This is a genomic window from Paraburkholderia sp. AV2, from assembly GCF_054968425.1.
In genome coordinates this window covers 190,455-204,655 of sequence record NZ_JBANLK010000006.1, presented here as the reverse complement: position 1 = coordinate 204,655, position 14,201 = coordinate 190,455, and the positions used below count along the sequence as shown (strand labels likewise).

At 63.5% G+C, this 14,201-nt stretch carries 14 protein-coding genes; 7 read left to right on the top strand and 7 right to left on the bottom strand.

Annotated features, from left to right (window positions below):
* The first annotated feature begins 98 nt into the window (after nt 1–98).
* Nucleotides 99–395 carry a hypothetical protein gene (locus tag V8683_RS07315; protein WP_411188731.1) on the top strand — a complete coding sequence of 99 codons (297 nt, stop codon included), beginning with the start codon at nt 99–101 and terminating at the stop codon, nt 393–395.
* Nucleotides 396–460: 65 nt separating this feature from the next.
* Here V8683_RS07315 and V8683_RS07310 read toward each other — a convergent pair whose 3' ends face one another.
* Nucleotides 461–1,021, bottom strand: a complete 561-nt coding sequence (locus V8683_RS07310) for a zinc ribbon domain-containing protein (RefSeq protein ID WP_411188732.1) — start codon at nt 1,019–1,021, stop codon at nt 461–463.
* A gap of 229 nt (nt 1,022–1,250) precedes the next feature.
* Here V8683_RS07310 and V8683_RS07305 point away from each other — a divergent pair, with 229 nt between their 5' ends.
* The 3 genes from V8683_RS07305 to V8683_RS07295 all read left to right on the top strand — a co-directional run bounded on the left by V8683_RS07305 (nt 1,251) and on the right by V8683_RS07295 (nt 3,949).
* Entirely contained in the window at nt 1,251–1,445 is a 195-nt protein-coding gene (locus tag V8683_RS07305) for a helix-turn-helix domain-containing protein (protein ID WP_411188733.1), read from the top strand.
* 404 nt (nt 1,446–1,849) lie between these two features.
* Nucleotides 1,850–2,179: a hypothetical protein gene (locus V8683_RS07300; RefSeq protein WP_411188734.1), complete on the top strand. Its 330-nt coding sequence runs from the start codon at nt 1,850–1,852 to the stop codon at nt 2,177–2,179.
* A 138-nt stretch (nt 2,180–2,317) separates the two neighbouring features.
* A complete protein-coding gene (locus V8683_RS07295) occupies nt 2,318–3,949 on the top strand; it encodes a multicopper oxidase family protein (protein WP_411188735.1) in 1,632 nt (543 codons plus the stop codon).
* A 92-nt stretch (nt 3,950–4,041) separates the two neighbouring features.
* Here V8683_RS07295 and cspD read toward each other — a convergent pair whose 3' ends face one another.
* Nucleotides 4,042–4,248: a cold shock domain-containing protein CspD gene (gene cspD / locus V8683_RS07290; RefSeq protein ID WP_017776809.1), complete on the bottom strand. Its 207-nt coding sequence runs from the start codon at nt 4,246–4,248 to the stop codon at nt 4,042–4,044.
* A gap of 595 nt (nt 4,249–4,843) precedes the next feature.
* Between cspD and clpS the strand changes: the two genes are divergently transcribed.
* From clpS to V8683_RS07275, 3 genes are all read left to right on the top strand, one after another.
* The gene (gene clpS, locus V8683_RS07285) at nt 4,844–5,158 is read left to right on the top strand and encodes an ATP-dependent Clp protease adapter ClpS (protein WP_027794151.1); all 315 of its coding nucleotides are present in this window, start codon (nt 4,844–4,846) and stop codon (nt 5,156–5,158) included.
* Nucleotides 5,155–7,455, top strand: a complete 2,301-nt coding sequence (gene clpA, locus V8683_RS07280; protein WP_411188736.1) for an ATP-dependent Clp protease ATP-binding subunit ClpA — start codon at nt 5,155–5,157, stop codon at nt 7,453–7,455. The genes clpS and clpA overlap by 4 nt, the downstream gene beginning before the upstream one ends.
* A gap of 87 nt (nt 7,456–7,542) precedes the next feature.
* Nucleotides 7,543–7,671: a hypothetical protein gene (locus tag V8683_RS07275; protein ID WP_411190599.1), complete on the top strand. Its 129-nt coding sequence runs from the start codon at nt 7,543–7,545 to the stop codon at nt 7,669–7,671.
* A gap of 182 nt (nt 7,672–7,853) precedes the next feature.
* Here the strand turns inward: V8683_RS07275 and dut are convergent, their stop codons facing one another.
* From dut to ileS, 5 genes are all read right to left on the bottom strand, one after another.
* Nucleotides 7,854–8,300, bottom strand: a complete 447-nt coding sequence (gene dut / locus V8683_RS07270; RefSeq protein ID WP_411188737.1) for a dUTP diphosphatase — start codon at nt 8,298–8,300, stop codon at nt 7,854–7,856.
* 43 nt (nt 8,301–8,343) lie between these two features.
* Nucleotides 8,344–9,351: an LLM class flavin-dependent oxidoreductase gene (locus tag V8683_RS07265; protein ID WP_411188738.1), complete on the bottom strand. Its 1,008-nt coding sequence runs from the start codon at nt 9,349–9,351 to the stop codon at nt 8,344–8,346.
* A gap of 80 nt (nt 9,352–9,431) precedes the next feature.
* Complete coding sequence (coaBC, locus tag V8683_RS07260) at nt 9,432–10,661, bottom strand: bifunctional phosphopantothenoylcysteine decarboxylase/phosphopantothenate--cysteine ligase CoaBC (protein WP_411188739.1); 1,230 nt, start codon at nt 10,659–10,661, stop codon at nt 9,432–9,434.
* Between the two features lie 65 nt (nt 10,662–10,726).
* The gene (gene lspA / locus V8683_RS07255; RefSeq protein ID WP_411188741.1) at nt 10,727–11,260 is read right to left on the bottom strand and encodes a signal peptidase II; all 534 of its coding nucleotides are present in this window, start codon (nt 11,258–11,260) and stop codon (nt 10,727–10,729) included.
* Complete coding sequence (gene ileS / locus V8683_RS07250; protein ID WP_411188742.1) at nt 11,260–14,109, bottom strand: isoleucine--tRNA ligase; 2,850 nt, start codon at nt 14,107–14,109, stop codon at nt 11,260–11,262. The genes lspA and ileS overlap by 1 nt, the downstream gene beginning before the upstream one ends.
* Between the last annotated feature and the right edge of the window lie 92 nt (nt 14,110–14,201).

Genomic DNA, 14,201 nt, shown 5'->3' with positions numbered 1-14,201 from the left:
GCGCTGGCCGCCTGATCATGCCGTCCCGCCCGTACACCACTATTGACGATTGCTCGTCATTGAATGTGTAACGACCTAACCACCACCGAAAAAACAGCATGAGCGCCTACATCAAGCGGCTAACTAGCCTCGTGGCAGACTGCGAGCCGGTCAAATCGTCGCTGCGGCAGCAGTTCGCAGAGTGGTTTGCCGCCTTGCCGGAAATTACACGGAATCGTCCGTTTTCGATGGTTGAATTCGAGGCCGCGCTCAACACTCAGGGGAAATACATTAGCCCCGTGCTGTTGGAGCTTGGCTGGCAGCGCAAGCGCCGATGGAGTTCACGGGGACAGTATCACCGCTTCTGGGTACCCCCGCGTACTGCCCCAGAATCTTCTGTGCTCCTCCATCCGTAAGCATTCGGACAGGTGGCGCATCGTAGTATGCGGATCGATTCCGTTTGCCGGGGATCGTACCTATCTCAGCCAGCAACGTTTCCCGGCTCGATCTCGAAACTCGTGGAGCATTTCGCACACGTTACCTCCAAGCGAACGCCGCTCGGGATTCTCAGACGCTGTTGGCAGGACGGGCAATTGACTATGATTTTGGTCGTCTCGGTCGGTGCTGCCTGAGTGTTTGTCTCTGCCGTATTGGCAGGGCCGCTCTCAATGTCTGGCGTTGACAGGTCGGCGACTCCGGATCGTAAGGCAATCTCCTGACTTAGATTCTCGATGATCCAATCCCGCCGAATCAAGCCCCGTGCTTGTTGATTTTTTGCTTGTTGCAGCAAAAAATTTAAGGAGGCTTTCACTTCTGGGGCGTTAGGGACCGCAGAAAAGCTCTTGATGTAGTCGGTTATGTAGTAAACGGCCAACTCGTCTGCGCTTAGTTCCCCTTCCCATTGGAGTCCGATGAGCCGGACCTTCTCACTATTTTCGTGATCGAGGGCGAGCCCATACGTCTTGGCCAAGATCATGACCGCTTTGCCGCTCGTCAGCCCGGTCCCGAATGCGCGAAACCCGCGTTGCATTTTTGTAAGCATGATCAGTCGCCTCCGTGCAGTCGATTTCCAGCTCAGGGGAAGTCGAGCAATTACTGCGTTGATATGCGGGTGCCGGGAATTGCTTCGTCATAGATTCGACACAGTCCAGCGGCGGGTGGATCTTCAATCCTATTTTGGGATTATCCCGATACGGGTTTAATTAATCAAGGCTCCCCAGTCCACATGGTCAGCCTTGGTGAAGTCCACCCACACACCACAATATCGGCTCATGCTCGATCGCCTGATTGCTGCTCGAAAGGAGCGCGGTATCAGCCAAGCGGAGTTAGCTGCACGCCTTGGCCGTCCTCAGTCGTTCATCGCCAAGATTGAGGGCGGTGAGCGTCGTATCGACGTTATAGAGTTTTTGGAGCTTGCTCGTCTGCTGGGTGTTCGTCCCGGAAGCATTTTGGAAGAGTTGGGCTAGAGGACAGTCGGCAAGCTAGGGATGTATGCCTGATACTTGTATTTGCAACAATTTCGGATTCCCCGCAAATTTTCTATGGGCGCACCTGCAAATTACCCCCTGTGCCCCTTATGTATTCCCCCCCCGGGGGGGATGGGGGCCGGGCAAAGAATTCTTTCCCGCCAAAGGTGGCTGAGAGCCACAGCGGAAGTTCGTGCTGTTGGACTCATTGTTCGCCGGGGATCGAGCACGATGGGAGGGGAATTGGGAGGGGATTTCGAAGTGCGTATGTTACCGATGCAGGGCCGACAACACTTCGCTGGCTATTTGCACAGAATGATCGAATGTGAGCCCGCTCCGGGCCCGAACGCGAAGTTTGGGCCCGGGTGCATCGATACCCCCGTCGCGCGCCGCCGGCTTTCCGAATGAACCTTGTTTTCCGCTTCCTGCTTGTGTGCGCCTTCGCGCTGCTGGGCATGCGCACAGCTACGGCGTGCGGGCACGAAGCGCCGGTGTCGGATGGCGAGCGCGTCGTCGCCGGTGCCCACGCGCTCGTCAAGGCCGCGTGCCATGAAGCGCATGGCGCCTGCGACGCGGATTGCTGTGTCGTCAGTTGTGCCATGCATTGCGTTTTGCCGACCACCGGTTTGTGCTTCGACACCGAACCAGGCGCCGGCGCGCAAGTTGTCTCGTTGTCCGAACCTTTGCGTGCCGGCATCACGCACGCGCCGCCGCTGCCTCCTCCGATCGTCTGATAGGTGATTCCCGTGCTCTTCACGAGCGCGGCTCAACGCCGGTTTCGCGCCTGCCACGTTCAGGCGCGACCCACGATCACGCGCGCGGCACGCGCTTCAGCTCGCGCCGCGCAAGACGCTTGAAGGAGGATTTCAACGATGCGAAGACGCGCATTCCTGTCCGGCGCCCTGGGCGCCGCGATTGCTTCCCTGTACGCACGCACCCCCTACGCGCAGGACGATAGTCATGCGATACCCATGCAACCTGACGCATCCGGCATGGCCGGCATGCAGGGCATGCAGGGCATGCCGCACGGCGCGATGCCGGCGCACACGCCGCTTGCCGCCGCCGATGCGTTGCAGGCCGGTGCGCCGCTCCCCGCGTTGCGCAGGCTTGCCAACGAAAGCCGCGAGCCGGGGCATTTCCGCTCGACCCTCGTCGCGCATCCTTTTGCGCGGCCCCTGCTGCCGGGACAGCCCGATACGCTGTTCTGGCAATACGATGCCGGAGCCGGCGCTGCCGATTCCGGCGGGCCGGTAGTCGGTCCGCTCATCGACGTGCACGAAGGCGACACGGTCGAAATCCGCTTCGTGAACAATCTGTCGCAGCCTTCTACCATCCATTGGCACGGCCTGCCCGTACCGCCGGACCAGGACGGCAACCCGTCCGATCCGGTCGCGCCGGGCGCCGAACGGACCTATCGATTTACGCTGCCGGCGGGCAGTGCCGGCACGTACTGGTATCACCCGCATCCCCACATGATGACGGCGGAGCAGGTGTTCCGCGGGCTGGCGGGTCCGATTGTCGTGCGTGCCGCCGACGATCCGCTCGCCTCGTGGCCCGAGCGCCACCTCTTCGTGTCCGACCTGAAGCTCGCCGCCGACGGCACGATTGCGCCGAACAGCATGATGGACTGGATGAACGGACGCGAAGGGCAGTTCGCGCTCGTCAATGGCGCACGGCGTCCGCGGATCGACGTGATGCAGGACGAACGCTGGCGTGTCTGGAACGGCTGCAGCGCGCGCTATCTGTTGCTGGCGTTCGACGACGGGCGTCCGTTCGCGCAGGTCGGCACCGACGGCGGCCTGCTCGGCGCGCCCAGGGAAGGGGTGACCTCGCTGCTGCTTGCGCCGGGCGAACGCGCGGAACTGATCGTGCGTGCCGGTGCGCGGGCTTCGGGCGCCCGGCTGGTGGCCGCGCAATACGACCGCCGCAAGATGGCGATGATGGGCGGCAGTCTGCCGCCCGATGCGGCGCTCGTGCTGGCCGACGTGCGCTTTGTGCCGGGCGTCGCTACGCCGGGAGCCGCTGCCGCATCGCCCGAACTGCCCGCGCGGCTTCGGTCGATCGCGCCGCTCGGGCCGGCTCGGACGCGCAAATCGGTCGTGTTCAGCGAAGCCATGGATATGGCAGCAATGCACCAGCCGGGTGCATCCGCACGTCCGATGCCCCGCGGCATGCATTTTCTGGTGAATGGGGCGACGTATGACCCGGACCGCGTGACGCTAACGAGCCGCCGCGGCGAAGTCGAGGAATGGTCTATCGAGAATCGCGCGGACATGGATCATCCGTTCCACCTGCACGGAACGCAGTTTCAGATCGTGGCGCGGGAGCGGGCGGGGACGCGCGCCGAGGAGCCCTTGCTGGCGTGGCGCGATACCGTGAACGTCGAGCCGGGCGAAACGGTATGGATCGCTACGGTTCAGCGCGATGCGGGCGACCGCATGTTCCACTGCCACATCCTCGAGCACGAGGACCTCGGCATGATGGGGACGCTGCGCGTAACCTGATTTCTTGCAGGATCGCAGCAGGACCACAAAGAAATGTCACAAAAAGGAAACCCGGCCGGAGCCGGGTTTCCAAGGTACGGGTACCGAACAGATCAGGCTGCTGCCTGAATGTTCGATGCCTGTTTGCCCTTCGGGCCTTGCACGACCTCGAAGCTCACCTTCTGACCTTCTTTGAGGGTCTTGAAGCCATTCATCTGGATGGCCGAGAAGTGAGCGAACAGATCCTCGCCGCCTTCATCCGGCGTGATGAATCCGAAACCCTTCGCGTCGTTGAACCACTTGACCGTACCGGTTGCCATACCTACTTCCCCTGTAACTCATGTCACTACCACGAGCAGTTCGAAAAGCTTAACGATCGTTTGTTGCGATCGCCCCCTCCTCACAAGCTCACCAACGGCATTTTTTCGAGTTTGAGACGGTTGAAAAAAGTGCCAGCTTGATTGTTGGGGCTCTTTATTCTGTTGTCAAGAGCAATTTGAGATGCACTGCGACGCGTTGTAAAGAGCGCATTTCCAGGGTTTTTCCCGCTTTTCTTGCGCGTTGGACAGAGGCGAGCGATGCGTCTTGAAAAGTCGCATAATCGACGCACATGAGATGCGTTGCAGTGCGGAAATTTTGTGTTTGCGTGCGGACGCCGACAGTGGGCGCCAACGGCGCGGCGCAGGTTGTGCGATACTGATTTCGAGGTTGGCGCGAAAGCTGCTGGACGAGCCGCAACAGGCAAAGAACGCAGCAATCGATTCAGTATCGAGGTTAAAAAAAGGGGCCGGCCCGCAGCCGGTCGTGGCCAGATGGGAGCTTCGCATGCGCAGGTATTGCGGCAGTGGATTCACCGGCTGGCCGGTCGGGTTTCGGCAGGATTGCGGGCCTGTCCGAGTTGTTTAGAATGGGTGTATGGCGATTATCCCGGACAAGCAGGACTCAACCATACTGGAGCGGCAGGAACAGCAGGTCAAACCGCCCTCCATGTACAAGGTCGTGCTGATGAATGACGACTACACGCCGATGGAATTCGTCGTGATGGTCGTGCAGGAATACTTCAACAAGGACCGCGAGACCGCAACACAGATCATGTTGAAGGTTCACCGCGAAGGCAGGGGCATTTGTGGGGTCTATACGCGAGATATCGCGTCGACCAAAGTTGAGCAAGTCGTTACCCACGCACGGCAAGCGGGGCACCCGCTGCAGTGTGTGATGGAGGAAGCATGATTGCCCAGGAACTGGAAGTCAGCCTGCACATGGCGTTCATGGAAGCACGTCAGGCGCGGCATGAGTTCATTACGGTGGAGCATTTGCTGCTGGCGCTGTTGGATAACCCAACAGCGGCGGAAGTGCTGCGTGCGTGTGCCGCCAATATCGAAGACTTGCGGCAGAACCTGCGCAACTTCATTCACGACAACACGCCCACGGTTCCCGGCACGGACGACGTCGACACGCAACCCACGCTTGGTTTCCAGCGTGTGATCCAGCGCGCGATCATGCACGTCCAGTCCACTTCGAACGGCAAGAAGGAAGTCACGGGCGCGAACGTGCTCGTCGCGATCTTCGGCGAAAAGGATTCGCACGCGGTGTACTACCTGCAGCAGCAAGGTGTCACGCGTCTGGACGTGGTGAATTTCATTTCGCACGGCATAGCGAAGACGAGCAGCGGCGAAGCCGCCAAGGCGAGCGACGCCAACGCGGAAGCCGAAGACGCCGCTGGCCAGAAGGAAACGCCGCTCGCCCAGTTCACGCAGAACCTGAACCAGATGGCGAAGGACGGCCGCATCGATCCGCTGATCGGGCGCGAGCTGGAAGTCGAGCGCGTGGTGCAGGTGCTGTGCCGCCGCCGCAAGAACAATCCGCTGCTCGTGGGCGAGGCCGGTGTCGGCAAGACCGCAATCGCGGAAGGTCTCGCCTGGCGCATTACGCGCGGCGAAGTGCCGGACATCCTCGCCGACGCGCAGGTGTACTCGCTCGACATGGGCGCGCTGCTCGCGGGCACCAAGTATCGCGGCGACTTCGAGCAGCGTCTGAAGACGGTGCTGAAGGAACTCAAGGAGCGTCCGCACGCGATTCTCTTCATCGACGAAATTCACACGCTGATCGGCGCGGGCGCCGCTTCGGGCGGCACGCTCGACGCGTCGAATCTTTTGAAGCCGGCGCTTTCGTCGGGCACGCTCAAGTGCATCGGCGCGACGACGTTCACCGAATACCGCGGCATCTTCGAAAAGGACGCGGCGCTTTCGCGGCGCTTCCAGAAGGTGGATGTGGTCGAGCCGACCGTCGAACAGACCGTCGCGATCCTGCGCGGGCTGAAGTCGCGTTTCGAGGAGCACCACGGCGTGAAGTATTCGTCGGGCGCCTTGAACGCAGCCGCTGAACTGTCGGCGCGCTTCATCACCGACCGTCATCTGCCCGACAAGGCGATCGACGTGATCGACGAAGCGGGCGCGGCGCAGCGCATCCTGCCGAAGTCGAAACAGAAGAAGACCATCGGCAAGAGCGAGATCGAAGAGATCATCTCGAAGATCGCGCGCGTGCCGGCGCAGAGCGTGTCGCAGGACGACCGCAGCAAGCTGCAGACGCTCGACCGCGATCTGAAGTCGGTGGTGTTCGGCCAGGATCCGGCCATCGATGCGCTTTCGGCTTCGATCAAGATGGCGCGCGCGGGCCTCGGCAAGACCGACAAGCCTATTGGCTCGTTCCTGTTCTCGGGTCCGACCGGCGTCGGCAAGACCGAAGTGGCGCGGCAGCTCGCGTTCACGCTCGGTATCGAGCTGATCCGCTTCGACATGTCCGAATACATGGAGCGCCATGCGGTGAGCCGCCTGATTGGCGCGCCTCCGGGCTACGTCGGGTTCGATCAAGGCGGTCTCCTTACCGAAGCCGTCACGAAGAAGCCGCACTGCGTGCTGTTGCTCGACGAAATCGAGAAGGCGCACCCCGACATCTTCAACGTGCTGCTGCAGGTGATGGACCACGGCACGCTGACCGACAACAACGGCCGCAAGGCGGACTTCCGCAACGTCATCATCATCATGACGACGAACGCGGGCGCCGAGTCGATGAACAAGGCAACGATCGGCTTCACGACCCGGCGCGAGCAGGGCGACGAGATGGCCGACATCAAGCGCCTGTTCACGCCCGAGTTCCGCAACCGGCTCGATCAGACGATCAGCTTCCGTTCGCTCGATGAGGAAATCATCATGCGCGTGGTCGACAAGTTCCTCATGCAGCTCGAAGATCAACTGCACGAGAAGAAGGTCGATGCGCTCTTCACCGACGCGCTGCGCAAGCATCTCGCGAAGCACGGCTTCGATCCGCTGATGGGCGCGCGCCCGATGCAGCGCCTGATTCAGGATACGATCCGCCGCGCGCTGGCCGACGAACTGCTGTTCGGCAAGCTCATGAACGGCGGCCGCGTGACCGTGGACGTGGATGCGGAGGACAAGGTTCAGCTCACGTTCGACGAGCAGCCGCCTGCCCCGCGCAATCCGAACCCGGAAGCGGTCGAAGTAGAATAAGCGGTTCGTTTCGGCTTCACTCGAAGAGAAACGGCGCGGACGTTATGGTCCACGCCGTTTTGTTTTTTGCGCACGCCGCTCGCGGAGATGACGGTCGCTCATCTCACCTCCGGCTCGTTCGGTGCCTACGCCGAGCACTATATCGGGCCGCTGGCGGGCTTCGTCGTGCGCTATGCGTACTGGTCGGTACGGCCTTCACGCGCGAATTCCGCATGACGCTTGCCTATGGCCTTGCGTTTCTCGCGGTGCTCGTGATCGTCTATGCGCTGTGGTATCGGCATCGCGCGGTGCCCGCGGGCGCAACGCGGCCGGACGCCTCGGCTTGATCCTGGCGCAACGCCCAGGAAGCAAAAAAGCGCGCCATGGCGCGCTTTTTCGTTGGAGCCTGAAGCCGCAGCTTAGTGCTTGCCCGTGCTGCCAAAGCCACCGGTGCCGCGCTCGCTCGCATCGAAATCGTCGACGATATTGAAGTGCGCCTGCACGACCGGCACGATCACGAGCTGCGCGAGGCGTTCGAGCGGATTGAGCGTAAACGTGGTGTGGCCGCGGTTCCAGGTCGAGATCATCAGTTCGCCCTGGTAATCCGAGTCGATCAGGCCGACGAGGTTGCCCAGCACGATGCCGTGCTTGTGGCCGAGGCCCGAGCGCGGCAGGATTAGTGCAGCAAAACCCGGATCGGCGACGTGGATGGCGAGGCCCGTCGGCACGAGCTTCGTTTCGCCCGGTTCGAGCGTAAGCGGCGCTTCGATGCAGGCGCGCAGGTCGAGCCCTGCGCTGCCCGTCGTTGCGTATTGGGGTAGCTGGTCGCGCATGCGCTCGTTCAGGATCTTGATGTCGATTTTCATGGGCTAGAGAGTGTCCGGCCGGGTCGGCCTTGCAGGTCAGAGGTCAGGGTTGTCGGGAAAGCTGAAACGCTTGCGCCAGCAATTCATAGGAGCGCAGCCGTGCCGCGTAGCTGCCGGCAACGGTCAGCACGATCAGTTCGTCGGCCGCGAAGCGCTCCTGCACGCCGATCAGGCGCTCCGTGACGCTTTCGGGCGTGCCGATGATGCTGCGCGGCTTCTCGCGGTCGATCACGAGTTGCTCGCGTTCGCCGTATTCCTGCGCGAGCCCTTGCTCGACGCTCGGAATCGGCGCGTTCAGTCCGAGCGCCATCTGCACGCGACGCAGGTCGACCGCCTTTTCGAGGTCGGCGGCTTCCTGTTCGGTGTCGGCGCAGATCACAAAGACCGCGCAGGCCAGATAGGGTTTCGCCTCGTGCCCCGGCTGGAAGCGCTCGCGGTAGGCGCTCGCCACCAGATGCCCGAAGTGCGCGTTGATGAAGTGCGCGAACGAGAAGCGCAAGCCCAGCTGCGCGGCCAGCATGCCGCCGAAGTCGCTCGAACCGAGCACCCAGAGCTGCGGCCGTGTCTCCACGCGTGGTTGCAGGATCACGCCGCTCGCGACGTCGTCCTTCGGCAGCGTGCCGTCCATCAGCCCGACGAGGGTCTGTACTTGCTGCGGGAAGTGCTCGCCGCGGTCGTACTCGCCGGCGGCGACGGCCTGCGCCGTGCGCATGTCGCCGCCCGGCGCTCGCCCGACGCCCAGATCGATGCGGTTCGGAAACAGCGCTTCGAGCATCATGAACTGCTCGGCCACCTTGAACGGGCTGTAGTAGGGCAGCATGATGCCGCCCGAGCCGATGCGGATGCGCTTCGTCACGCTGCCAAGGCGCGCGAGCATCACTTCGGGACAGGGATTGCAGACGCCGAGCAGGCCGTGATGCTCGGCGCACCAGTAGCGCGTGTAGCCGAGGTCGTCGGCGAGCTGCGCGAGTTCGACGGTGGCGGCGATCGCGTCGGCCGCCGTGTGCCCGGCGATCACGGGCGACTGGTCGAGTACGGAAAGTAGCGTCATGACAGCTCACCTTGCTCCGTTTGCGACGCGCGCCGCCTTGGCCCTGACCGTTGCCGGAGGCCGATGGCGCGGCGCGCGTGTCACGAGATGATGCTCTGGTCCGGCAAACGCCGCGCGATTTCGGCGACCAGCGTTTGCGCGAGTGCCGGCTTGGCCGCGCGCGGCAGCTTCGTGCTGCCCTTTGCCTCGAAGAGGACGACTTCGTTGTCGTCGAGGCCGAAGGTCAGCGGGCCGAGGTTGCCGATCAAAAGCGGCACTTTCTTGCGCCGGCGCTTTTCCCCGCCGTGCACGTCGAGGTCGTCGCTTTCGGCCGCGAAGCCGACGCAGTAGGGCGGATGTTCGAGCGCCGCAACCGAGGCGAGGATGTCCGGGTTCTCGACGAAACTGAAGGTCGGCATGCGCTGCTCGGCCGTCTTCTTGATCTTGTGCCCGGAGACGTGATCGGCGCGCCAGTCGGCCACGGCCGCTACGCCAATGAAGATGTCGTAGTCGGGCACCGCGCGCATGACCGCGTCGTACATCTGCTGCGCGGTCTGCACGTCCTCGCGATACACGCCCCAAGGCGTTTGAAGCGCGACGGGACCGGCCACCAGATGCACCTCGGCGCCGGCCTGTTGCGCCGCGCGCGCGAGCGCGAAGCCCATTTTTCCGCTCGAACGGTTCGTGATGCCACGCACCGGGTCGATCGGTTCGAAGGTCGGGCCGGCCGTGATCAGCACGCGGCGGTGTACGAGCACCTTGGGCGCGAAGAACGAGACGATCGCTTCGTAGATTGCTTCCGGCTCCAGCATGCGCCCGTCGCCGACTTCACCGCACGCCTGCGCGCCCGAATCGGGGCCGAGCGTCGTCACACCGTCCGCGCGCAACTGCGCGACGTTGCGTTGCGTCGCCGGGTTGCCCCACATCTGCCGGTTCATCGCGGGCACGACGAGGAGCGGGCAGTCGCGCGCGACGCACAGCGTGGAGAGCAGGTCATCGGCGAATCCGTTGGCGAGCTTCGCGAGGAAGTCGGTGGAGGCGGGCGCGATCACGATCGCGTCCGCGTCGCGCGAGAGGTCGATGTGCGCCATGTTGTTCGGCACGCGCCCGTCCCACTGGCTCGTGTAGACGGGGCGGCCCGAGAGCGCCTGCATCGTGACGGGGGTGATGAACTGCGTCGCCGCTTCGGTCATCACGACCTGCACGGTCGCGCCGGCCTTGGTCAGAAGACGCGTGAGCTCGGCGATCTTGTAGCAGGCGATGCCGCCCGTCATGCCGATCACGAGGTGCCTGCCGGCCAGTTCTCCGGGGTTCGCTGCGGACGTGTTCATCAGGTCAGGTCTCCTGTCCCATGCAGAGCAGTCGGGCGGCGGCTCGCGCCGCCACTGTCAAACGTTCAGCGCGCACCGCGCACGCGGCGCAGTTCGTCGAACACCAGCAGCGCGGCGCCCACGCAGATCGCGCTGTCCGCGACGTTGAACGCCGGCCAGTGCCAGCTACCCACGTGGAAGTCGAGGAAGTCGATCACGTGGCCATACATCAGCCGGTCCAGCACGTTGCCGAGCGCGCCGCCCAGTATCAGCGCAAGCGCGGTGCAGAACAGGTGCTGCGTGGCGTGGCGCTTGAGCAGGTAGCAGATCACGAGCGCGGCGACCACGCCGAGCGCCGTGAACCCCCAGCGCTGCCAGCCGCCTGCCGTGGCGAGGAAGCTGAACGCCGCGCCCTTGTTGTAGACGAGCACGAGGTTGAAGAACGACGTGATCGCGCGCCCTTCGCCGTAGCTGAACACCTTGGCCATGGCGATCTTCGTGAGCTGGTCGGCGAGGATCACGATCACCGCGACGCCGAGCCACGGGGCGAGCGTGCCGCCGGTGCCGCCGCTGCTACCGGCTCCGCCGCTACGGGATTGTTTCGGCAGGGTTTTTGCCATTATGCCGCGCTCCGCGTTTCGCCGTTTCCGAACAGGTTCGCAACGCACCGGCCGCACAGGCCCGGATGCTCCGCATTCGCGCCCACGTCCTCACGGTAGTGCCAGCAACGCTCGCACTTGAGGTACTTCGACGTGATGACCTCGACGGCTTCGTCCGCCTCGCTGTCCACCTTGACGACTTCCGCCGCCGAGGTGATCAGCACGAACTTCAGGTCGTCGCCGAGCGAGGCGAGGGCGTCGTAACGCGCGCCGCTCGCGAGGATGCGCACTTCGGCCTGCAAGGACGAGCCGATCTGGTTCGCCACGCGGGCCTCTTCCAGCGCCTTCGTCACGTTGCCGCGCACGTCGCGCAGGAGTGTCCACTTCGCGATCAGTGCTTCGGCCTGCGCGATGTCCGGGAAGGCGTGGAACGTCTCGACAAAAATGGTTTCGCTCTTCGGCTGGAACACCTTCCACGCTTCTTCGGCCGTGAACGAGAGGAACGGCGCGAGGATGCGCAGCAGGCTGTGCGTGATGTGATAGAGCGCGGTCTGCGCGACGCGGCGGGCCGCCGAGTCGGGCGCACTCGTGTAGAGGCGGTCCTTCAGCACGTCGAGATAGAAGCCGCCCAGGTCTTCCGAGCAGAACGTCTGCAGCTTGGCGACGACCGGGTGGAACTCGTAGCGGTCGTAATGCGCGAGCACGTCGTTCTGCAGCGTGTGCGTGAGCGCCACGGCATAGCGGTCGATTTCGAGCCACTGGTCCGCGGGCAGCGCGTGCTTGTCGAACTCGAAGTCGGAGAGGTTCGAGAGCAAAAAGCGCAGCGTGTTGCGGATACGGCGATAGCTTTCCGTCACGCGCTTGAGGATTTCTTCCGAGATCGCGAGTTCGCCCGAGTAGTCGGTCGAGGCGATCCACAGGCGGATGATTTCCGCGCCGAGGCGATTCGCCACTTCATGCGGATCGACGCCGTTGCCGAGCGACTTCGACATCTTGCGGCCTTCGCCGTCCACGGTGAAGCCGTGCGTGAGGAGGGCGTCGTACGGCGGGCGGCCGTCGAGCATCGAAGCCGTGAGCAGCGAGGAGTGGAACCAGCCGCGGTGCTGGTCCGAGCCTTCCAGATAGAGGTCGGCCGGAAATTGCAGCTCGTCCTTGTGCGAGCCGCGCAGCACGTGCCAGTGCGTCGTGCCCGAGTCGAACCACACGTCGAGCGTGTCGCGGTTCTTCTCGTACAGATTCGCGTCGTCGCCGATCAGCTCGCGCGCATCGAGCGTCTGCCATGCCTCGATGCCTTCCTTCTCCACGCGCTTCGCGACTTCCTCCAGCAATTCGAGCGTGCGCGGATGCAGCTCGCCCGTTTCCTTGTGCACGAAGAACGCCATCGGCACGCCCCATTGGCGCTGGCGCGAAAGCGTCCAGTCCGGACGGTTGGCGATCATCGCGTAGAGGCGTTGTTTGCCCCAGGACGGATAGAAGGCCGTCGCTTCGATGCCTTCCAGCGCCGTTTCGCGCAGGGTCTTGCCGCCGTCCGCGGGCTTGACGTCCATGCCCGCGAACCATTGCGAGGTGGCGCGGTAGATGATGGGCGTCTTGTGGCGCCAGCAGTGCATGTAGCTGTGCAGGTACTTTTCGCTGCGCAGGAGCGTGCCGGCGGCGTCGAGCGCTTCGACGATCTTCGGGTTCGCGGCCCAGATCGAGAGCCCGCCGAAGAGCGGCAGCGATTCGATATAGCGGCCATCGCCCATCACCGGGCTGATGATGTCCGAGTCGGCCATGCCGTGCGCCTTGCACGAGACGAAGTCTTCCACGCCGTAGGCGGGCGAGGAGTGGACGATACCCGTGCCGGTGTCGGTGGTGACGTAGTCGCCCAGGTAGATCGGCGAGGTGCGCTTGTAGCCCGGATGAGCCGACGCAAGCGGATGATGAAAGCGCAGGTTCGCGAGCTTTTCGCCGGGCGCCGTGGCGATCACGCGGCCTTCGAGTCCGAAGTCCTTCAGGCAGGCTTCGACGCGTTCCTCGGCGAAGATCAGCAGGCCGCGCGGCGTATCGACGAGCGCGTAGACCACTTCCGGATGGACGTTCAGCGCCTGGTTGGCGGGGATCGTCCACGGCGTGGTGGTCCAGATCACGATGCCGCCTTCCTCGCGCGGCAGCGCGGCGAGGCCGAACGCGGCGGCCGTTTCCGCGGGTTGCGCGAACGTGAACAGCACGTCGATGGTCGGGTCGGTCTTGTCCTTGTACTCGACTTCCGCTTCGGCGAGCGCCGAGCCGCAGTCGAAGCACCAGTTCACCGGCTTCAGGCCGCGGAACACGTAGCCCTTCTCCATGATCTTCGCGAGTGCGCGGATTTCGCCGGCCTCGTTCGCGAAGTTCATGGTCTTGTACGGGTTGTTCCAGTCGCCCAGCACGCCGAGGCGCTTGAAGCCCTTTTTCTGCGTTTCGATCTGGCCGGCGGCGTACTCGCGCGCCTTCTTCATGACTTCCTGGGCCGGCAGCGACTTGCCGAACTGCTTTTCGATCTGGATCTCGATCGGCATGCCGTGGCAGTCCCAGCCCGGCACGTAGACGGCGTCGTAGCCCGCGAGATTGCGCGCCTTGACGATCATGTCCTTCAAGATCTTGTTCACCGCGTGGCCGAGGTGGATGTCGCCGTTCGCATACGGCGGCCCGTCGTGCAGGATGAACTTTTTGCGGCCCTTCGAGGCGGCGCGGATCTTTTCGTAGAGCTTGCCTTCGTCCCATTCCTTGACCCATTGCGGCTCGCGCTTCGGCAGGTCGCCGCGCATCGGGAACGGGGTGTCCAGCAGGTTGACGGGATATTTCGATTCGGACTTCTGCGGCTTGCCGGAGGATGCTTTCTTGTCGCTCATGGTGAAATCACGGTGAATTCTGGGGATGCACGGCGTCGGGGAGAGCGGACTTGCCGCGCAACCGTCGCCTCGTGTGCCGCTCGCGTGGAACG

Coding starts and splice junctions, on each gene's coding strand:
- V8683_RS07315 (WP_411188731.1), top strand. CDS start 99: ATGAGCGCCTACATCAAGCGGCTAACTAGCCTCGTGGCAGACTGCGAG.
- V8683_RS07310 (WP_411188732.1), bottom strand. CDS start 1,021: ATGCTTACAAAAATGCAACGCGGGTTTCGCGCATTCGGGACCGGGCTG.
- V8683_RS07305 (WP_411188733.1), top strand. CDS start 1,251: ATGCTCGATCGCCTGATTGCTGCTCGAAAGGAGCGCGGTATCAGCCAA.
- V8683_RS07300 (WP_411188734.1), top strand. CDS start 1,850: ATGAACCTTGTTTTCCGCTTCCTGCTTGTGTGCGCCTTCGCGCTGCTG.
- V8683_RS07295 (WP_411188735.1), top strand. CDS start 2,318: ATGCGAAGACGCGCATTCCTGTCCGGCGCCCTGGGCGCCGCGATTGCT.
- cspD (WP_017776809.1), bottom strand. CDS start 4,248: ATGGCAACCGGTACGGTCAAGTGGTTCAACGACGCGAAGGGTTTCGGA.
- clpS (WP_027794151.1), top strand. CDS start 4,844: ATGGCGATTATCCCGGACAAGCAGGACTCAACCATACTGGAGCGGCAG.
- clpA (WP_411188736.1), top strand. CDS start 5,155: ATGATTGCCCAGGAACTGGAAGTCAGCCTGCACATGGCGTTCATGGAA.
- V8683_RS07275 (WP_411190599.1), top strand. CDS start 7,543: ATGACGGTCGCTCATCTCACCTCCGGCTCGTTCGGTGCCTACGCCGAG.
- dut (WP_411188737.1), bottom strand. CDS start 8,300: ATGAAAATCGACATCAAGATCCTGAACGAGCGCATGCGCGACCAGCTA.
- V8683_RS07265 (WP_411188738.1), bottom strand. CDS start 9,351: ATGACGCTACTTTCCGTACTCGACCAGTCGCCCGTGATCGCCGGGCAC.
- coaBC (WP_411188739.1), bottom strand. CDS start 10,661: ATGAACACGTCCGCAGCGAACCCCGGAGAACTGGCCGGCAGGCACCTC.
- lspA (WP_411188741.1), bottom strand. CDS start 11,260: ATGGCAAAAACCCTGCCGAAACAATCCCGTAGCGGCGGAGCCGGTAGC.
- ileS (WP_411188742.1), bottom strand. CDS start 14,109: ATGAGCGACAAGAAAGCATCCTCCGGCAAGCCGCAGAAGTCCGAATCG.